20 protein-coding genes and 2 pseudogenes are annotated in these 18,712 nt (G+C 64.4%); 14 read left to right on the top strand and 8 right to left on the bottom strand.

What is annotated here, in order from left to right:
* Positions 1-250: 250 nt before the first annotated feature.
* Together AC1DNF_RS34175 and AC1DNF_RS34170 are read right to left on the bottom strand one after the other, a co-directional pair.
* A complete protein-coding gene (locus AC1DNF_RS34175) occupies positions 251-628 on the bottom strand; it encodes a type II toxin-antitoxin system VapC family toxin (RefSeq protein ID WP_478153190.1) in 378 nt (125 codons plus the stop codon).
* A complete protein-coding gene (locus AC1DNF_RS34170; RefSeq protein ID WP_478153188.1) occupies positions 625-825 on the bottom strand; it encodes a type II toxin-antitoxin system VapB family antitoxin in 201 nt (66 codons plus the stop codon). The genes AC1DNF_RS34175 and AC1DNF_RS34170 overlap by 4 nt, the downstream gene beginning before the upstream one ends.
* A gap of 359 nt (positions 826-1,184) precedes the next feature.
* Here AC1DNF_RS34170 and AC1DNF_RS34165 point away from each other — a divergent pair, with 359 nt between their 5' ends.
* Positions 1,185-2,156 carry a cation diffusion facilitator family transporter gene (locus tag AC1DNF_RS34165; RefSeq protein WP_478153186.1) on the top strand — a complete coding sequence of 324 codons (972 nt, stop codon included), beginning with the start codon at positions 1,185-1,187 and terminating at the stop codon, positions 2,154-2,156.
* A gap of 366 nt (positions 2,157-2,522) precedes the next feature.
* Here AC1DNF_RS34165 and AC1DNF_RS34160 read toward each other — a convergent pair whose 3' ends face one another.
* Complete coding sequence (locus tag AC1DNF_RS34160) at positions 2,523-3,380, bottom strand: competence protein CoiA (RefSeq protein WP_478153184.1); 858 nt, start codon at positions 3,378-3,380, stop codon at positions 2,523-2,525.
* A gap of 45 nt (positions 3,381-3,425) precedes the next feature.
* Here AC1DNF_RS34160 and AC1DNF_RS34155 point away from each other — a divergent pair, with 45 nt between their 5' ends.
* Positions 3,426-4,322, top strand: a complete 897-nt coding sequence (locus tag AC1DNF_RS34155) for a LysR family transcriptional regulator (RefSeq protein WP_478153182.1) — start codon at positions 3,426-3,428, stop codon at positions 4,320-4,322.
* Between the two features lie 9 nt (positions 4,323-4,331).
* Here the strand turns inward: AC1DNF_RS34155 and AC1DNF_RS34150 are convergent, their stop codons facing one another.
* From AC1DNF_RS34150 to AC1DNF_RS34140, 3 genes are all read right to left on the bottom strand, one after another.
* Complete coding sequence (locus AC1DNF_RS34150) at positions 4,332-5,297, bottom strand: alpha/beta fold hydrolase (RefSeq protein WP_478153181.1); 966 nt, start codon at positions 5,295-5,297, stop codon at positions 4,332-4,334.
* Between the two features lie 80 nt (positions 5,298-5,377).
* Positions 5,378-6,340, bottom strand: coding sequence for a carbon-nitrogen hydrolase family protein (locus tag AC1DNF_RS34145; RefSeq protein ID WP_478153179.1), 963 nt, complete (start codon positions 6,338-6,340; stop codon positions 5,378-5,380).
* A gap of 342 nt (positions 6,341-6,682) precedes the next feature.
* Entirely contained in the window at positions 6,683-6,964 is a 282-nt protein-coding gene (locus AC1DNF_RS34140; RefSeq protein WP_478153178.1) for a PHP domain-containing protein, read from the bottom strand.
* A gap of 242 nt (positions 6,965-7,206) precedes the next feature.
* On the opposite strand from AC1DNF_RS34140, the gene AC1DNF_RS34135 reads away from it, so the two are divergent.
* The 4 genes and pseudogenes from AC1DNF_RS34135 to AC1DNF_RS34120 form a co-directional block, all read left to right on the top strand.
* Positions 7,207-8,445: a DUF4172 domain-containing protein gene (locus AC1DNF_RS34135; protein WP_478153176.1), complete on the top strand. Its 1,239-nt coding sequence runs from the start codon at positions 7,207-7,209 to the stop codon at positions 8,443-8,445.
* 43 nt (positions 8,446-8,488) lie between these two features.
* Positions 8,489-8,815 carry an XRE family transcriptional regulator gene (locus AC1DNF_RS34130; RefSeq protein ID WP_478153174.1) on the top strand — a complete coding sequence of 109 codons (327 nt, stop codon included), beginning with the start codon at positions 8,489-8,491 and terminating at the stop codon, positions 8,813-8,815.
* Entirely contained in the window at positions 8,808-10,097 is a 1,290-nt protein-coding gene (locus AC1DNF_RS34125) for a type II toxin-antitoxin system HipA family toxin (RefSeq protein ID WP_478153173.1), read from the top strand. The genes AC1DNF_RS34130 and AC1DNF_RS34125 overlap by 8 nt, the downstream gene beginning before the upstream one ends.
* Positions 10,098-10,187: 90 nt before the next feature.
* Positions 10,188-11,036 (top strand): annotated as a pseudogene (locus AC1DNF_RS34120) (HipA domain-containing protein); the annotation flags it as partial.
* On the opposite strand, the pseudogene AC1DNF_RS34115 reads toward AC1DNF_RS34120, so the two are convergent.
* Both AC1DNF_RS34115 and AC1DNF_RS34110 read right to left on the bottom strand, forming a co-directional pair.
* Positions 11,015-11,494: pseudogene (locus tag AC1DNF_RS34115) on the bottom strand (MDR/zinc-dependent alcohol dehydrogenase-like family protein); the annotation flags it as partial. The pseudogenes AC1DNF_RS34120 and AC1DNF_RS34115 overlap by 22 nt on opposite strands.
* Before the next feature lie 94 nt (positions 11,495-11,588).
* Positions 11,589-12,680, bottom strand: a complete 1,092-nt coding sequence (locus tag AC1DNF_RS34110) for a DUF2855 family protein (RefSeq protein ID WP_478153171.1) — start codon at positions 12,678-12,680, stop codon at positions 11,589-11,591.
* Between the two features lie 75 nt (positions 12,681-12,755).
* On the opposite strand from AC1DNF_RS34110, the gene AC1DNF_RS34105 reads away from it, so the two are divergent.
* The 8 genes from AC1DNF_RS34105 to yidD all read left to right on the top strand — a co-directional run bounded on the left by AC1DNF_RS34105 (position 12,756) and on the right by yidD (position 18,525).
* On the top strand, positions 12,756-13,367 hold the full coding sequence (locus AC1DNF_RS34105; RefSeq protein ID WP_478153170.1) for a TetR/AcrR family transcriptional regulator: 612 nt from the start codon (positions 12,756-12,758) through the stop codon (positions 13,365-13,367).
* A gap of 374 nt (positions 13,368-13,741) precedes the next feature.
* The gene (locus AC1DNF_RS34100; RefSeq protein ID WP_478153169.1) at positions 13,742-14,647 is read left to right on the top strand and encodes an ATP-grasp domain-containing protein; all 906 of its coding nucleotides are present in this window, start codon (positions 13,742-13,744) and stop codon (positions 14,645-14,647) included.
* Positions 14,648-15,577: 930 nt separating this feature from the next.
* The gene (locus AC1DNF_RS34095; protein WP_478153168.1) at positions 15,578-16,078 is read left to right on the top strand and encodes a hypothetical protein; all 501 of its coding nucleotides are present in this window, start codon (positions 15,578-15,580) and stop codon (positions 16,076-16,078) included.
* 18 nt (positions 16,079-16,096) lie between these two features.
* A complete protein-coding gene (locus AC1DNF_RS34090) occupies positions 16,097-16,360 on the top strand; it encodes a hypothetical protein (protein WP_478153167.1) in 264 nt (87 codons plus the stop codon).
* Positions 16,357-16,971, top strand: a complete 615-nt coding sequence (locus AC1DNF_RS34085) for a hypothetical protein (RefSeq protein WP_478153166.1) — start codon at positions 16,357-16,359, stop codon at positions 16,969-16,971. Before AC1DNF_RS34090 ends, AC1DNF_RS34085 begins: the two co-directional genes overlap by 4 nt.
* Positions 16,972-16,994: 23 nt before the next feature.
* Positions 16,995-17,291 carry a helix-turn-helix domain-containing protein gene (locus AC1DNF_RS34080; RefSeq protein ID WP_478153165.1) on the top strand — a complete coding sequence of 99 codons (297 nt, stop codon included), beginning with the start codon at positions 16,995-16,997 and terminating at the stop codon, positions 17,289-17,291.
* A gap of 352 nt (positions 17,292-17,643) precedes the next feature.
* Positions 17,644-18,135: a GNAT family N-acetyltransferase gene (locus AC1DNF_RS34075; protein ID WP_478153163.1), complete on the top strand. Its 492-nt coding sequence runs from the start codon at positions 17,644-17,646 to the stop codon at positions 18,133-18,135.
* Positions 18,136-18,198: 63 nt separating this feature from the next.
* Positions 18,199-18,525 (top strand): membrane protein insertion efficiency factor YidD, encoded by a 327-nt coding sequence (gene yidD / locus AC1DNF_RS34070; RefSeq protein ID WP_478153161.1) that lies wholly within the window; start codon positions 18,199-18,201, stop codon positions 18,523-18,525.
* Positions 18,526-18,712 lie beyond the last annotated feature (187 nt).

The raw sequence follows: 18,712 nt of genomic DNA, 5'->3' as shown, positions 1-18,712 counted from the left end.
ATCGATGATCGAAACCCGGTCGAGAACTGTGAATCGGGCGCGCGGTCCGAGGAGCAAGCGCTGATCGAGGCACGGCACGAATCCATCGCCGCGATCAAGAAGCTGGACGCAAGGCCGTAGTTCGGAAAGGAGCATAGTGCCTCCTGCCCGATCCCCTGCAAGGAGCGCGCGAGCAGTTCGAGGACAAAGGCTGACACCCCATAGGTGTTGGCGCCGATTCAATATCAGGGCGATGCGTCCGGTGGCCGGCTCAATGAACACCGGTATCTCGGTGCGTGAAGCCGAGTTCATCGGCAGCCGCGCGCAACCTCTTGTCGCGGGTCCATAGCTTCGCCCCGTCGGTCAGCGTCACCGACGCTAATAGATGCACGTCGATATACCCGATACCCCTACCGTGAAGTCCGTGGCGCTCGATGAACCCGAGAACCTCTTCGCTCTCGGCTACCACTGCCGGCGGCAGATCCTGAAGCAGTTCGAGGATCGCCGACCGATCGACCAAGATTCCACACGCGATCTCACCGACCACGAACGGATGCATAGCGACAACGCCACGCTTGAGCAAGTCGGTGAGTTCCGGATCGCCTTTGCGAAGGTGGTCAACCCAGACTGAGGTGTCAACCAGTATCAAGCTACGGTCTCGTCGCGCCGACGCGGTGCCGGCTTCAAGTTGGGTTGCGTTCCGCCCAGGCGCGCAAGACGCCTCGCACTCTCACGTTCGATGAGGGCCTTCAATCCCTCGCGCACCATCCCCGAACGATCCAGGCGACCGGTCAGCTTGCTGGCTTTTGCGAGCAGATCGTCGTCGATATTGATGGTCGTGCGCATTTCCGATGTCTCCGAGTTAGGCATCAAATATAGCATCAAATGATGCCTGTTCACACGGCACCCATGTCTTCCATGGCATGCGCGAGGACAAGGCCGCCGTGATCGCCATGCCGTTTGCCGGTCGGTGCGCGGCGCTGCAGCGGTGCTGCTTTGGATTCTTGCCGACCCGTCGGCAAGCTCCAGGCGGTGGCCGGGGCCACCGGGCGCCGGCTGCGCGGGGCGATCAGCGCGTGCGCCGTGGAGGCAGCGCGGGCCTACTTTGCCCACAGCCGTTTCGGCGGCGGTTGGCCAGGCGGGTGGCATGATCAGCCCAAGATGACTTCCCCCAAAGTTCGCCAAGGGCGACAAGGTGCTTCTTCATGAGAGCGTTTCATCGCTTCCATCGACATCTTGGCGTAGACGCCGACCAGCCGGGCGGTAAGTCGGCGGTGATGCTGGCTTTCGCGGCCGGAACCTCGATCGCGCTTGTGAAGACGCTGGCAGCGGTCTTAACCGGGTCCGCGTCCATGACGGCCGAGGCTGTGCACTCTTGGGTCGATGCCCTTACCGACAGCTTCCTCGTCGCCGCTTATCTCGCGGCCCGGCGCCCGGCCGACGTGCTTCATCGGCTCGGCTATGGACGGGAGTCGTACGTGTGGTCGATGTTCGGCTCGATCGCCATGCTCGCCCTGGGCGCGCAAGTCGGGATATGGCGAGGCGTCCGCCAACTCAGCATGGCCGACGCGACGACCGACTACCGGTTCGGTTACGCCGTCATCCTCGGATCGTTCGCGCTCCAAAGCATCTCGACCTTTCAGGCGCTTCGGTTCCTGAGCCGACGTGCGGCAGATCGTCAGCTGAGCGCAGTCAAACATGTGTTCGAGACGTCCGACTCTCAGTTGCGGACGGTGGTGACGCAGGATCTTCTCGCGCTGGTCGGGCTTGCCGTCGCGGGGCTGGGGATGCTGCTGCACGACATCACCGGCAATGTGTTGTACGACGCAGGAGGCTCCATAGTCGTGGGCCTGCTGATGGGGACCGCCGGGGTCTTTCTGGTCAACTTGAACCGCCGCTACCTGGCCGGGATGCCGCTGCCAGCCGATCGGCGGGCGATGGCAATCGAGCTGTTGAAGCAGGCGCCCGACGTCAAGAGAGTTACCCTCCTGTTCACCGAGTTCATCGGGCCAGATCGCATCCTTCTCGTTGCACGCATCGAGATTGCCGGCGAGCATTCCCAAGCCGACCTCGCTCGCATCCTGCGCCGGCTGGAGCAGCAGATCATGACCCACAGGAACGTCGGCATCGCCACCTTGACTTTGGCAGCGCCCGAGGAAGCGGACATCAGGGAATAGGCGCGCCGGCATAGGCTTGACTGCCTATTAAGCAAGGTCAGCCAATCGCCTTGTCGCTCGAAATCGAATGAGCCGTCTTGTCATTCGGGCCGGTGATCTGACGGCAGATTGCGCAGTCGCCAAGGCGAACGGTACCGGCGGCGATCGGCGGGACTGTCTTCTTCCGACCGCCTACCTACGCGCATCCGGCTCCCCTTGAGCCGGCGCCACCTTGCCATCAGGTGCAGTTTCGGTCCGTCGTTCGGTCGCGCAAGGGTTCATAGGGAGCGGGTGAGTTGCCTAGGACCACCACTTCGGCTGCCGATCGACGAAGAGCGTGCATTGAGGAATGACCAGCTTCCCACCGGACCAGGCATCGCGCACGCGTCATTCAAAATGCGCCGAGAGCAGTACCGGTGCGCCAGACTGTGGCGTAACCCAAAGCTTCGATCGCTTGTCGTAGCCGCCGGCGCTGTGCTCCTCCCCGTGCTTTCTCCACGTCTGCTGCGCGACGTGCAGCGTGACGTGTGCGAAGTGGACGGCGCGCAGCTCCTGGCCCTTGGCCCAATAGTAAACGCGCCCGAAGTTCGCGGCATGGCACCAGCGTTCCCAGGCCGAGGGGCTGTACCGCTCGAAGTCGAGGCCCCCGTTTGAAAGGGCGACCCAGATCACAGCAATGCCGAGACGGTGGTAGTTGCCGGTACGAGTCGCGATACCGTCAATGCCAAGGACGCTTCGCTGCACTTCGATGGCCACGGGGATGCCGGAGATGACAGCGAAGATGTCAGCTACCGAGCCGGGCAGGCGCTTCTCGAGCTCGAGGCTTGTGACGTTCGACTGTTCGCGTAGCCCGTCAAAGATCGCCAGCTTCACCTGGAAGTGGTCCTGCGTCTCGCCATAGCCCAGACGGCACGACGTCGGGGCCTTGTGGGCGAAATGGTGGATCCGGATCGGCCCCTTTCGCAGGATCAGCTCGTTCGAGCAACCTAGGCACGAAAACGGTGAGTCGCCCGCTCGGCATCGCGAGCAAGGACCTTGAGACGGTCCGATTGGCGGGCAGCGGTGAGCACGCCCGGCATCGTAATCGCAAGCAAATAGCCATCCCACCTTTGACCAAGGGATAGCTCCCCGGTTCGCAGGCTCGGCTTCGGCTTCGGCTGTCGGCCTAAGCGGTCGTTCGCCGGTGCGGCACGACCCGGAAGCCGACGCGGTAGCGCACGTCTCGCGGGCGTGGAGCGCTACCATCCTGCCTCTTCTAACTGAAAGGCCGGCATGGACCGCTTCACAGCTATGAGCGCCTTCGTGCGCGTAGTCGAAGCCGGGAGCTTCACCAAGGCCGCGGAGACCATCGACCTGCCGAAGCCGACGGTGACGCGGCTCGTGCAGGGCCTCGAGCGTGATCTGCGTGTCCGGCTGCTGGACCGCACGACGCGCTCGGTGACTGTGACGGCCGAAGGCGCCGCCTACTACGAGCGCGTCGTTCGGCTGCTCGCCGAGCTGTCCGACATCGAGTCCACGGCCAAGCAGACGCTCGCAAAACCATCGGGGAGACTGCACGTGGATGTGGCGACCGCAATCGCGACCGACGTGCTCATCCCCGCCCTCCCCGATTTCTATCGCGCCTATCCGGACATCGAACTCGAATTCAGCATCATTAATCGCCAGACCGACCTGGTCGCGGAGAACGTCGATTGCGTGATCCGCGCGGGCTTCGTCGACGAGCAATCGCTGGTGGCCCGGCGCATCGGCGAATTCCGCCTGACCACCTGCGCGTCGCCGAAGTACCTGTCGAGCTCCGGGACGCCCGCGACGCCCGCGGACCTGAAAGCCGGGCACCGAATGCTCGGGCTAATCTCGAACCGCACGGGCAAGCCGATACCGTTTCGATTCAAAAGGGGCGAGGAATGCATCCGCATGTCGCCGCATGCACGCTTCTGCGTGAACGACGTCTATGCCCACCTCGCCGCCGGTATCGCGGGCATCGGAGTTCTCCAGTCGCCGGCGTTCATGCTGTCGTCAGCGCTGGCCTCGGGGGAACTGGTCCTCGTTCTACAGGACTGGGACACGGCGACGATTCCCGTGCACGCGATCTATCGTCCCAACCGCTTCCTCGGCGCGAAGGTGCGCATCTTCATCGACTGGGCGATCGCGCTGTTCGAACAGCACCCTCACCTGAGGCTCGACTGAGCCCTTCGCTCAGTGCTGCTTGTCGAACGATGCGCGAATCTCGGCGACGGTCTGCTTCGGGTCCTGCAGATGCGGATAGTGTCCGAGCTTCGGCAAGATGGACATCTGCACGCCGACTTTGCTGGCGAACTCTGCGCCCATGTCGCTCTTGATGTAGAAGTCCTTCTCACCCCAGACGACTCTTACGGGCGTCTTCCATCTCGCCACGTTGGCTTCGAAGTAGACCTGGTCCTCCGTGAAGTGCGAGTAGTAGTGATGGAAGGCATCGGCCGAGGTCCTATCACCGTGGTTCCACCCCTCGCGCATGTCGTTTTTCAGCTCCGGCGAGATATCGAACTGCTCCTCTTTCGCCAGGCCTCTCCGGTACGAGTTCTCCAGGATCTCGTCGCGGTTCTTGTTCATCACGGCATTCACCACATCAGAAGAAGGCTTCGACTTCAAGGCCTGCAGGTTCTCGTTCATGTACTGCGGCCGGTCGAAGGGCGCGAAGTCGCCGACGATGATGGACTTCGCGATGTCCGGCTTTTCAAGAGCGAGAAGCAACGCCGGCAGTGCGCCGATGTCGGTCGCATAGATGGTCAGGCGGGAGGTGTCGATGCCCGACTTGTCGATGTACTCCCGGAGAATACGCGCGTACTCCTTCGGCGCATACGAGAACTGGTCCGGCGACGGCCTCGACGACTGCCCGTAGCCTGGCCAGTCGAACGCGTGAACGTCGTAGTCCTTCGCGAGCTCGAGCGAGATCCCCTCGTACGAATAAAGCGTCTCGGGAAAGCCGTGCAGCAGGATCACGGTGCCCTTCGGCTTCGCGCTGCGCACGACCATTCTTCTGAGCGTGATGTCGGCATCCACGGGGATGAATCCGACCTCCGCCTTCGGTTCGCGCGCGCGCGGCCCCGGGGAACCGGCGGCGACGACCGACAATCCCAGCATGAACGCCGGCGTGAGAATTTTCCAGACGATGGAGCGAGACATGGGAAGATCCTTTCGGGTTTCGATGTGAATCGGCCTAGCCAGGAAGCTAGTCAAGAACGACATCAGGCAGCTGCTTTCGATCAGGCCACGACGGCTCGGAGTTCGTCCGAGGGGCGTTCGTGGAAATGGGCGGCCGGGGTGCGGTCGATCAAAAGGCTGAGCAGCTCAGGCCGGTTGTAGTGGCCGGTCGAGTCCATCAGCATCTTGCGACGGTCGATCAGCGCAAAGTCGAGTTCGGCGATGACCTCGCCCTCGCCCGAGCGCAGCGGTTCGCCGAGCAGCGAGCCGTCGGGTGCGACGATCGTGGTGAAGCAGCCGCCCGAGATTGGACCGATCTCGCAGCCCGTGTCCTTCATGATCTGCGCCTGCTGCGCGGCGTCCAGCCATGCGGTGGCGTTGACGACGAAGGCGCCGGCCTCCAGCGCATGCTGGCGGATGTTGATCTCCATCCTTTGCGCAAAGCCTTCACCGAAGGCGGAGCCCGGATACATGGCCGAATGAATCTGCTCGCCGTCGGCCATCATGGCGTAGCGCGCGAGCGGGTTGTTGTGCTCGAAGCATGCGAGCTGGCCGACGCGACCGACCTTGCTGTCGACCGCGCGCAGGCCCGAGCCATCGCCCTGCCCCCAAACCATTCGCTCGAAATGCGTCGGCGTGATCTTGCGGCGGCGCTGGATCAAGGTGCCGTCGGCATTGAAGAGCAATTGCGTGTTGTAGAGCGTCCCGCCGTCGCGTTCGTTGACGCCGATTGACACCACCATGCCAGCCTGGCGCGCGGCCTCGCCGATCGCGTCAGTCGCGGCGGAGGGCACCGTCACGGCCTGTTCGAGCAATTTCAGGTGCTCGGTCCCGACCAGGAGCTGCATGCCCGTCTGGACGGCGGAGAAGTACGGGTAGTAGGGCACCACTGTCTCGGGAAAGGTCGCGAACTGCACCCCCTGGCGACCGAGCTCGTGGATTTTCCGCACGACCTTAGCGATCGTCCCTTCGCGGCTGTAGAGCACAGGGCTGATCTGCACGGCGGCGGCTTTGACGACTTTCATTTCCTGGCTTCCTTGAACAGTGAATCGATGAGGCGAACTTTAGGGAGCGGTGCGCGGCGGAAAAAGACGAGGCAGGAGAAAGAGCAATTACTGGTTTTCCAACAATCAGCGTCCGCCGGCGCGGCGCCCGTGCGGTGAGCCGCGGACGGGGACGCCACATTGCCGGCGCGAACAGCGACTCGACGGTGGCGTCGGTCTCGGGCAGGAGCAGCGCTAGGCAGCCGGGCATGCCGGCCAAGTGCGGTGCCTGGATGTTCTTCCCCTCCACGTCCGCCACCAGGGCGCTGTAGCTGCCCTTGGCAGCCCGCCGGCGGGCAAGGGTGGCGCACTCGCAGAGTTGCCTCACCCGAGCTTGTTCTGGGCCAGGAATACGATCGTGGCATGCGTATGGCCGATCTGGGTGGTCAGCAGGATCTCGCTGCCGCAGATGAAATGCAAGTTAGCTTCCCGCGCCGCCAGATGGGCCCGCACGAGACCTGACACCGAGCACTCGTCGGTCAGGGCGAGGGCAGAGAAGAGCTTGGCGGCGACGCGCTCCACCAGCTCCTCAGGTTGTGACGCCCTGACCAAGAAGGTGAAGTTCGAGCGGCAGTGCAGCTCGGCGAAGGGAAGCGGCCCATACACACTGGATATAAAACCACAATTGTGCGCGCGGCAAATGGGACTGGGCCCTCGTTAAAAAAAGGCCCCCGGACCACGGCGTTACACCCCGGCCATGTGCACTTGGGTGAGCCGCATCTGTCTAACGCGAGCTCTACCGCGACCTCGCGACACTGCTGCGCGACAAGCGCGCGCGGGTCGATAGCATGGCCACGTTTCTCGTTTTTCGGCTCACAATTCGAGCCGATTACATTAGAATTCGGCTCATGTCCAGGACGTCCCCCAAGTTCATCTGGCAACAGGCGGGATGGCCGCACCTCAGTTTCGACGCTTCGGCCGCCCATGGGGCACTTATGCTGGCGGCTCGCGAGCAAGGAGTGGTCGAGGGAAAGGCGAGCGCCGTGGGAATTGGCCCAAGCGCCGAGTTTCTCAGCGAAGTCCTCATCGATGAGGTGATCGCGACTGCGGCGATCGAGGGAGAGCGGCTGCCGCCGGCCTCAGTCCGGTCGTCAATCGCCCGGAGGCTCGGGCTCGTCGAAAGCAGCTCGCAAACGGGCCAGGTGGACGGCCTGGTCGATGTGATCCGGGATGCCTCGGAAGGCTATCTTCTCCCTCTGGACCAGGATCGGCTCTGCCGCTGGCAGTCGGCCCTCTTCCCCGGCGGAACCTCCGGAATCCGGCGAATCGCCGTCGGTCGCTACCGGGACCATCTGGATGCGATGCAGATCGTGAGTGGCCAGCACGGCCGGGAGGTTGTCCACTACGAGGCGCCGCCGTCGGCGGCCGTGCCCAAGGAGATGGATGCATTCCTTGCATGGTTCGCTCGCACGGCGCCGGCGACAGCATTGGTCTCAGGCCCGGGTACGCGCGAGCTTGCGCTCGACGGTGTGGCGCGCGCAGCAATCGCCCACCTATGGTTTGAGTCGATCCATCCCTTCGAGGACGGCAATGGTCGGCTCGGCCGCGCAGTTGTGGACCAGGCAATCGCTCAGTACCTGGGCGGCCCCACGCGATTGGTGAGCCTGTCCAGCCAGTTCCTGCGCAACCGCAGGGGCTACTACGACGCCCTGAACCAGTCGCAGCGCGGCGGCCTCGACGTCACGCCTTGGGTGTCTTGGTTCGCAGACCAGTTCGCTCAGGCCTGCAGGCACTCGAGCATGGTGATCGACAGAGCATTGGAGAAATCACGCTTCTGGGCGGAGCACGCGGGCGCGATCGTCAATGAGCGCCAGCGCAAAGTTGTGCAGCGGCTGCTCGATGACGGCGATGGCGGATTCTTGGGCGGATTGAACGCCGAGAAGTACGGGAAGATGACCGGCGCATCCAAAGCAACCGCGACACGCGACCTGGCCGCGCTGGTGGAGGCGGGCATGCTTTGGGCGATTGGCCGAGGCAAGGGGGTGCGCTACTTTGTCAACGTGCCCGGGTGGATGCACGGGCACGGCGATCTCAGTGACCCTGCCCACGACACTCCAGATCCATCGAGATTCAATCTTCGATCATAAAGTATTGTTGGTGAAATAGCGCAAAACGTGAAATAATAGTTTCATGCCAAGGAGATCCGACGCCGTCGAAACCCTCCCCGCTGCCGTCGCAGTGGCACTGAGGCGCTTGGGGGCGGACCTCGCAGTAGCGCGCAAGCGGCGTAAGCAGTCTCTCGTCAGCTGGGCGGCACGGCTGAATGTGTCGGTGCCGACTTTGGCGAAGATGGAAAAAGGCGACCCGACGGTGTCTGCTGGCGTATATGGGACCGCACTCTGGTTGATTCAGCGTCAGGAGGCGCTGGCAACTCTCGCCGACCCGCAGCGCGACCTGGTGGCGCTGCAAACTGAAATCCAACGGGTCTCTCGACGCGTACCGAAAAACAATGCCTGACAGCCCCTACGTTCCCAAGGACCAACTCTCTCTCTGGATGCTTGCAGACCCTGCGCGTCCTGTTCCCGTTGGCGAGTTGTCGCTCGCCCTTTCTGGCCAGGGCGTTGCCCTCCGGTACGCGTCGCAGTGGTTGAAGGAGGGGTTCGCGCTCAGCGAGGACCTGCCCTTGGTGGACGAGCTTTTCCTTCCGTCGCAAAAGGATGAGGCCGCGGGCGCTGTAGACGATGCACGACCCGATCGATGGGGCGAACGTGTGATCCGCAAGTTCGATCGTTCGCCCCGGATGACACTGCTTGAGTACCTGCTGTTCGCCGGCGCCGATCGCTACGGCGCGCTCGGCGTGAGCCAAAGGTTTGACACGTACGAGCCCTGGGCGTCCTCCCCAATCCCGACGCTCGGTGATCTACCGGCCATGCAGGAGGTAATCCGCAAAATCATCGCCAATGAGCCAGTCGGGGAGCTTGAGCAGCGGCTTCTACGCCCAGGTGTTTCTCTCGGCGGCGCGCGCCCCAAATCGGTCGTTGAAATTGATGGGCAGCCTTGGCTCGTCAAGTTCAGCGAAGGAGAGGACGAGGACACACCTCTCATCGAGCATGCAACGATGACGCTAGCGGCGAAGTGCGGAATTGAGGTGGCGCAAACTCGGGCGCTCCCGGTGGGCCCGCGCCATGCGGTGGCGGTGCACCGTTTTGATCGGGAGGCGGGCCGCCGACTTCACGCGATCTCTGCGCACGTGGCTTTGCGTGCAGTAGGCGAGGAATACGGCTATCCCCAGTTGGCGCAGCAGCTGCGCAGGCTGGCGCGATCGAGCGACATCCCAGCGCAGCAAGCCGAGCTGTTCAGGCGCATGGTGTTCAACATTCTCATGGACAACACCGACGACCACGAGAAGAACCATGGGCTGCTGCGACAAGGGGATGGAAGTTGGGCCTTGTCGCCGGCGTTCGACATCGTCTCGAGCATGAGCGGCATCGGGTATCAAGCATTTCGGGTGGGCCGCGACGGAGCAGATTCAACCCTGGAAAACGCACTTTCCGAGGTGCGTTCTTTCGGCCTCAAGCTGCCTGAAGCGAAAGCGATCGTGCAGGAGATCGCTCGCGTTGTCGACGGTTGGCGCGATCACTTCGAAAACTGCGGGGTGGGAGAAGCGGACCTTGAGATCCTTGGGCAGTATCTTGACAACGATCGCGTCGGGTCACAGCGACGTGCGCACGTTACTGGGGCTGTCGCTCAGCCAAATTCACTACCGGAAGAACCGCCAGAGGACCCGCCGCGTGGGTAGATCAAAGTCTCGCTCGCGGCGCGCCAGAGCAGGCTAGCCCCGCGGCGGTTCAACCCGTCGAGTTCACAAGAGTCCGAATCGAGCGCACAGATGGTGTCCACAAGAAAACCCTTGCCAATCGCTGAGCTCCCGCCCACGACGCTCCAGATCCACCGAGATGGCCATTGGCACGCCGCCGCCACGGTCCAGTCGCTCGGCGCCGCCCGGTGCCGCATCGAATACCTGCCTGAATACGTCTATGGCGCGGCCAAGCCCTGGCTCGTCGCGCTGGGCCTGCCGATCGACAGCGCGCCCGACCGATTCGTCGTTGGGCCAATGGGTCGCGAGGCCGACCGCCAGCCGCCGGCGTTCCTGTACGACCTGGTGCCGCAAGGTAAGGGCCGACAGTACCTGCTCGAGCAGCTGCAACTCGCCGACAGCGACAACTTGGTCATGCCGCTGGCCATGGCCGGCGCCATCGCCCCGATCGGTTGCCTGCGTTTCCAGAGCGCTGCCGGCTACTTTGAAGACCAGAATCGCCCGCGAGCCGGGCCGGCGTTCCAAGGGTTCGATGAGGCTGAAGTGCGCGGACGGGGCCAGGACGTCGTCGACCACCTCGCGCGCAATGCAATGCTGGCTGCGGGAACGACGGGGGTGCAGGGCGTCGCGCCGAAGTTCTTGCTCAGCACAAATCGAGACGGGCGCTGGTTTCCGGATCTCGCGCTGCCCGACCAAGAGGCCCAGGAGCACTGGCTGATCAAGCTGCCACGCGGCAAGAGTGACGAGGATCGCGCCGTGCTGCGCAACGAGGCTGGCTACCTGCGTCTTGCGGCCGCCTGCGGCATGAAGACCATGGCGGAGCCGAAGCTTCACGGTGAGATCCTGTTAGTGCGGCGCTTCGATCGACAGGTGATCGATGGGCAGGTCCACCGACTCCATCAGGAGAGCCTCGCAAGTGTTTGCGACCTGCGAGGATTCGGCATCCCCAAGAGCCAGCAAACGCTGCTGCAAGGGCTTCGTGCTGCGGTTACCTGCCCTCGAAGCACAGGGCCCGCCAGGCCAGGCACGTCGGCCAACCCGACAACCCGTGTGGCGCGCGCGAGTTTGCCCAGATCCAGATCGGTGGCCAGACGCGCCCAGGCCTGCAGCCGTACGTCCTGCGGCGCGTTCACCGAATCGATGCCGGCCAGCGTCACGTTGCGCAGGATGAAGGGCAACACCGAGCCCGGTAGGTTCGCACCCTGTGCCAATCCGAACGCCGCGACCGCGCCGCGGTAGCGGGTCTGCGCCAGGACATTGGCCAGCGTGTGGCTGCCCACCGAGTCGATGGCTCCGGCGCAGCGTTCCTTGCCGATCGGTGCGCCCGGCTCGGACAGCTTGCGCCGGTCGATGACCTCGGCCGCCCCCAGCCCGCGAATCGCTGCGCCAAGGCGGCGCTGATGCCGCTGCCCCCACCGGTGACGATGGCGACCTTATCCGCGAGTTCCATTGGAAGAATCTCCCCGTATGCTCTCAAACCACCACGACGTGGCCGCTTCGCGGATCGACCCGGCCGGCGCACAGGTCGGCGAGCAGCGGCTGGGCCGCGGCAAGTCCCTCTCGCTCCTCGACCTCGAGCCAGGCCACTGGCCCCTTCTGCACGCGCCCGATGAAGGCCAGCTGGGCTTCGTTGAAGCGGCGGTTGACCTCCGCGTGCCCCCAGTCCAGGTTGCGCTTACGGATCTGCACCGGAGCGAAATAGAAGACCGGCTTGGGGCCGGGCAGCGCCTGCTCGCGCAGGAAGCCAGTGTTCGCCGCCGAGCCGGCGAAGCAGTCGTAGACCAGTGCGCCACCGAAGTGATGGTGCACCCGCGCCCGCAGCGCCTCGTCGCCCGAGAAGTCCACATAGAGGGTCGGCGTGGCCGTGTCGAGTCCGTCCAGCTGGTCGTAGCCGAGAGTGCGCTGGTAGCAGCCGAGGCCTTCGACGAAGGCAGCATTTCGCGTCGAAGTGAGCGCCACCAACTCGATGCCGTGGGCGCTCTCCAGGCAAAACGCCGTGCCATACGCCGTCTTGCTCGAGGCGCTGGACAGCACGAGCCGGCGGGCGCCGAAGAAGCCGTTGTCCTGCAGGAAATCGGCCAGCATGAAAGAGGTGATGAAGAGTGGCCGCAGCAGCATCTGCAGGTTCTCGTCGGCGGGCCGGTAGGCGGGATCCTGGCTGGCCCGCGTGTACTGGTTGTAGGCCGAGACCAGCGCCTGGCGATGCTGCGCGCCGTCATAGAAGCCGCGTTCGCTCACGCGCACCGGCTGCATGCGCAGATGGCTGGCAAGGGGAAAGTAGCCGTAGAATCGCTCGCCCGGCTCCACGCCGGAAACGGTGGAGGCCACCACGTCGGCGAAGCCCCAGGCTGGCACGTGGCCCCATCCCTCCTCGCCCGTGGGGAAGAAGTTCCAGTACTGCATCGCGTCTCCGAAGGCGGCGTACGTGATGTTGTTCGTGGTCAGTGCCACCCGGCGGACTGCCAGCAGCGCTTCGTCGGCCGAGAGAGGCGGGGCGTCGAGGGTCTGCAGGCGGCTGTGGTTCAATGCAAGCTTGTCGGTAAGCAGGCGTTCGATGGTCGGCATGGCTTCGGTTCGGTTGTGGTGGACACGCCCACTGTATGGCGCCCCCGCTGGGCGCGGGTTCGGATTCGCCACGCCATGAACAAGCCCCTGAAACGCCCCTCGCAGGCCCGGGCGCGGTTCACCGTTCAGGCCATCTACGACGCGTTTGTTCGGATATGGCAGCGCGACGGATGGGATCGGCTCACCACGCGCTCGGTGGCGCTGGAGACCGGCATCTCGGTCGGTACCCTCTACGAATACTTCCCCAACAAGCTGGCGCTGCTTTCGGGTTACGTCCGGCATGGCGTGGAACGGCTGGTGGCCGCAATCGATCGCGAGGCGGTGGCGCCACGCGGCGTCGCGTGGCAGGAGCGGCTGCGGCGGGCGGTGCGGCTCACATGCGGCGTGGACGAACCGGAGCTCGCCTGGTTACACCCTGACATGCTGGCCTTGGAGGGCCAGGTGGCGGAACCGAAACATCACAGACGTGTCCACGATGAACTGCTGGCCGTCTGGACCCGCGTGTTCGCAACCTGCGATGACCTTCCCCATCCACCAGCACCGGAATTAGTGCGTGCGCTCGTGATGGCCCTGTGGGGTGGCCGCCGCTATGCGCTGCTGCTGCAACTGGATCTGGACAGTGCGCGCGCATGGGCGGCGGAGATGGATCGCTGGTGCTTCGCGGTGGTCGATGGGTCCGGGGATTGACGGCTGCTCCCGGCCAACGTACTTCGCCCCTGCCTCTAGTTCTTCCGAGTTAGCCGTCCCTGCGGCGCGGAGGAACTCGGCGCAGAGGACCTTGAAGGCCTCCCACGATCCCTCGATGGAGGGGCGCGTGGCGGAATGGTCCCCGTTGCGGACAGCGTCTGATTTGGGAGTGTGTGGCGCGGGTGAAGCGGTTTCCATGCGAAATCTCAAAAATTCGGGGCCTTGGGGAGCCAGTCGGCCTAATATTCGTTCGGAAGTATCTTCCTACACAAACAAATGATCGCGCAAGGTAAGACGTGAGTACTCTTCATCGCAAGGCGTTTAGGACAAACGCAGGTACTGCCGCCTCGGGGTCGACGAGCGCGGGCTCGCCCATGCTGGCCCTGCTTCAGCTGGAATCGACAGCCGAGGTGCGGGCAGCACTCCTGGCGGCGACGTTGATGGGGGTGCCGACGCAAAGAATCTCCTTGAAGGATCTCCAGGCCAAGCTGGAAGCCCGCGCCAGCCTGGCGGCCCACGAGGGTGAGATCCTCCCCGTGGGAACGGTCGAGTTTGTGCGCGCCGCCATGGGCGTGCGGGGCCTGCCCGAACCAGAGCCGATGGGGTATGAGCCTGTCGCCGACTTCCTGCGGCGTGAGATTCGCCCAGGTGTGATCTATGAACTGAAGGCCCTTCGGGAGCCGATCTTCGTGAAGCCGGTGGCCACGAAGGCCTTCTCCGGCTTCGTCTATGACCCTCGCCCGGGCGCGCCTCGCACCGAGTACCAGGCCGAGCAGCTTGCAACGATCGCGAAGCTCAAGCCCAGTACGCGCGTCTGGCTCTCCGAGGTGGTCGAATTCGTGTGCGAATGGCGCTACTACGTGGACGCCGCCGGGCGGATCCTCGCACGGGCGCGCTACGACGCCGACGGCTCGGACGACACCCCTGAACCCACCGCCGAAGTGGTCCGCAACGCCATCAACGCCACGGTCTCGGCTCTAGAGGCCCGTGGCAACGCTCATCCCTTCGCTGTCGACGTCGGCGTCCTGACCAACGGGCGCACGGCGATCGTGGAGCTGACGGACGCCTGGGCCATCGGCCTGTATGGCCATGCCCGCACGCCGGCGGGTGCTCCCTGGAAGGCCCAGGACTACATCGAGTTCCTTCAGCTGCGCTGGCGTTCGATCGTCGCCTACGCACAGCTGCGCGCGGCCAAGGAAGCCGCTCAGCGCCTCGTTCAAACCGGCGCTGCGGACAAGGCATCGGGAGCACGCAGGGGCAGGTCGGCGGCACTGACCTAGAAACAATCCGCCCGGAAGTCCGTATGTTGCGGTATATCATGAAAAATACCTCGACTACGCGTCCTCTCGTCGCGGCCTCACCCCCCACGGCACCCTGCACCCACCGAGGGCGCCTCCCCGCAAGAACAGAGCCCCGCGCAATGCTCCCGCGCGAGCCGGACTCCCTCGCGAAACCCATCTCCGCGGCGATATTGCGCATCCGAACAGCTCCCGCCAAGGACATGGAGCCGCTGAGGTCGACCTGGCGGCCGTCGTGGGTACCGAAGGTGTCCGCCAAGTGTGGCTCCGTTGGGAGAACGCTCCGCTTGGGCTTTATTCCCCCGGCACCCGCGCTGGAACTGACCCTGAGGGATGCGCCCAGTCATGACCTATTCCATCGGGAACCGAGTCCCCCCGCGGCCGGGGATCCAGATGGAACAAATCTGCATGTGACAGCTCCGCCTGGTGCCCGGATCGTGAGCGAGCGAACTCTGGTGGGACCGATCCGCGCGGGGAGGTGGCCATGAGTCGGGGGGCTCCGGAAGCGGTCGCTTGCTCATGATATACCGCGCTGCTGCCGGATAGGTTGCTTGCCGCCGCGCGTGCGGGCGGTGCCGTGGGGCGTCGATCCGCCTGGTGAGGGGCGACCAGTTCGACCGGTTCTTGCCGCCTTTCCACGAACATTCCCGTGGCATGTATCTCCATACTTTACGAAATCTTGCGCATTTTCATTCTACCGTGCGATAGTATCGGCGCGAATCAACTTGATTCGAGCTATTGTTTGCTACGCCACTGGACCAAGGCCACGGAAAAAATGCTTGCCGGACTGATTTGCCTGAGCGTCTGCCGCGCTGCCACTGCGCCGCGCGCCGGTGCTGCCGACCGGGGCTGGGGCAAGCGGCTCGCCCTGGCCTTGCGCATCTGCCAAGAATTCCCGGGAAAGGCCAGGTCATGACGACACCGATTCCTGCACGTGCCAGGCGCGGGCGCAAGCACGTGCCCTCCATCCAGGATGCCCCGGTCTCTACCATCCACCGCATCGCCGACGAGACCGAGTCGGTTGAAGACCGTGACGCCCGCCTGGTTCGCCAGTCTGGGCGCTTGACCTCGTGGACGGAGCCCGAGCTGGACCTGGCGCAACACGAACGACAAGTCGAGCGAGCAGTCACGATCCAAGCAGAGATCAACCAGGGCTGCGTAGACTTCCGGGTGTCCGGCAAGTGTGGTGCCATCACCTTCGACGAGTTGGCCGCCGCGTGCGCCGAGCAGCTTCCCGGCGTCGTGCTCGAGCGCCGCACCAAATGGCTCCAGTACACGTTCGACCTCTGGGCACACGCGGGCCAGTGCCTCTACGCCATTCCGATCGCGAGCATGCCCGCGCGGGCCGCGCCCGCAGGTCGCAAGCCTCGCCGCCATCCTTCAGAGCTCGCAGCTCATCACCCGCGGGGCTAGCCCGCAGGAAGAAAGTCCATGAAGAAGTTCATTGCGCTCGTCGCCCTCAGCCCTTGGCTGGCCTACCTCCTGCTGTCGATCGTGGCCAGCCACGAAGAGGTGCACGCGTTCTTGAGCGCGTCCCTCTGGTTCGCAACGCCCATCCTGGTCGTGGTCGCAGCGCTGCGCGCCTACGACGACGGTCTCCGGCGCGGGCGCGACGGCGCGCGGGGAACCGCTGCCGCGGTGGACACCATGGACCACCCGGCCTTTCAATCCACACAACTTGGACAACTGAATTGAGCTCCGCCGCCGCCAATCTCCTCACGCGCCACTTCTTTGGACGGTCGCCCGTGGCGTCTTCGGCAGCATTTGAAGACGCCCGCGACTCGCTCTGCACGGTCCGCAGCATCGACGGCCTTCCACCGGTGAAGCGCGAGCGTCCCGGCCTGCATCGCCACCCCGCCACCGAGATCACCCCGGCGATGCGCTCGCTCAATTGCGCGAGCGTGCGCAACGCCGGAGTACCCGAGGCCGGCACCCAGATGAAAGCCGAGATTGCCGCCCTCTGGGCCGATGCGCTCGAATCGGGCGCGTACAAGCGCGGTGCCCGCCGCCTGAAGGACCGCCTCGGCCGGCATTCGGCGCTGGGCGTCTTGTGCGAGGTGCACCGCACGCTTCATCCTGAGCTGCCCGAACTGAAGACCGAGGGCGCCAGCTACATGGGCGAAGGCGTGCTCCTGCCGCGCGCCGTCCTGGCCTGGGCGGGCATGGACCTCTTCGCGAGCCAGGGCCCTCAGATCGCCGTCAAGGCCAAGCTCACTCGGCAATGGCGCGCCTATGCTGTCGACGTTCACGACTTCCTGGGCGCGTCCTGGCCCGCGATCGCGCGCGCGCTGCGCAGCCAGATCTGACCGGTCGGCCACTCCCAGTCACCATGCCAGGCCCCACACAACAACGCGCCCTCAGCGCCTTCGACCCCGAGCGACTCGGCGCATCATTGAAGTGCCGGCGCCTCTCGCGCAAGCTCACGCTGCGGGAACTCTCCGAGCAGACCGGCTTCTCCATATCCTCCCTGTCGGAGCTCGAGCAAGGAGAGAAGCTGACCTTCCAGAAGGTCACTGGCGTCTGCGCTGCGCTCGGCGTGCGGCTCTCCACCGTCGTGCTCGAGGTCGAGCGCGCCAACCACGCCCTGCCCTCCCCGCGCTCCTCCTCCACCACGCGGTCGGTATAAATTGCGAACAAGGCGGTCGCCCACCAGCCCCGATCCGGACTGCGCACAGCCCGGGCTGTTGATACGCTGCTTTCGACCTGCGCTTCTTGACGTCACCGCTGGAATGCGCCAGCGTTCGCTTCTGCTGGTTCAGCTGCATCCTCGAGCCGAACCATCTTCGAGGATCGAATACCTCCAGTTGGATATTTGAGGCACATCGGCCGGCTTGTCGAACTTCGGAGATCTCCCCGCACGCCCGAACGGTCTCAGCGGGCCTAGGGCCGCGCCGTCAGCGGGCAAGGCAGGATGCGCCCAACAGCCGGAGTCGGCCAAGACCGGACCTTCGCTGCGGCCGCTCAATGAACTCTCGTCTATGAACATCCAGGAAGCGCGCTCCTCCGATGCGCCGATGATTGCCTCCGTCCTCCAAGAGGCAGCTGAATGGCTCGCCGACGACGGGCGAGCTCTTTGGTCAGCAGCCGAAATTGGTCACGAACGCGTCCTGCGGGACGTGAGCAGCGGGCTCTTCCACGTTGCCCGGCAAGGCGAGCACGTGGCTGGAGTCATGAAGTTCGAGTTGGAGGACGCCTATTTTTGGCCCGAGGCCCTGCCTGGCACCTCGGCCTTCGTTCACAAGCTCGCCGTTCGGCGAGCGTGGGCGAAGAAGGGAGTCTCAACTGAACTGCTGTCCTATGCCCAGACTCGAGCCCAAGAGCTTGGGCGTGCTCACCTTCGTCTGGACTGCGTCGCGGACCGCCAAGGGCTACGAAATCTCCATGAAGGCTTCGGCTTCCACCTGCACAGCGTCGTCGAAATAGGGGCCGTCTCCTTTGCGAGGTATCAACTATCGACGGCAGCACCGTAGGACGCGCCGACCGGCTACAGTCGGCCAGGGCCAGACATTCAGCACGGACGTCCAACGAGGCACATGAAGACCTTCGCGATAGCTGCCATTAACGGATACCAGCGGTTCATCTCACCCTACAAGGGCTTCAGCTGCGCACATCGAGTGCGGACCGGCGGAGCATCATGTTCGCGGTTCGCAAAGCGAGCGATTGCGCGCCTGGGCATGGTGGCCGGCGTCCTGGTCACCATCCGCCGCTTTGAAGCATGCGCCGCCTCGGCACGAGTCCTCTCAAGCGCGGAAGGCCAAGCCGCCGCGGCGCCGCCGGAAGCTCCCGCTGAGGCTTGCCCGCTTTGGTCCCGCTGGGGCGCGAGGAAACTGTCAGGGTGCTGCGCGTGCTGGCCCGGCTAGGTCAGAATCCGGCCAGAACCAGACATTCCAGATGAAGGGCTAGTGTAGTGTTGCATTCTTGAGGGAACTTAAATGATTGCCTCGCTTCCAATGCTCTACTACGGGCGGAAACGGGGTTTGATCGTGCGAGTTGCCATCGAGATTGTGCTGACGGACGGGGAACGGGCAGAGCTGACCGGACTCGTGC

Source organism: Variovorax sp. 01T432 (assembly GCF_056398605.1).
The sequence above is the reverse complement of the archived record's forward strand: the minus strand, read 5'-3'. Positions and strand labels throughout refer to the sequence as shown.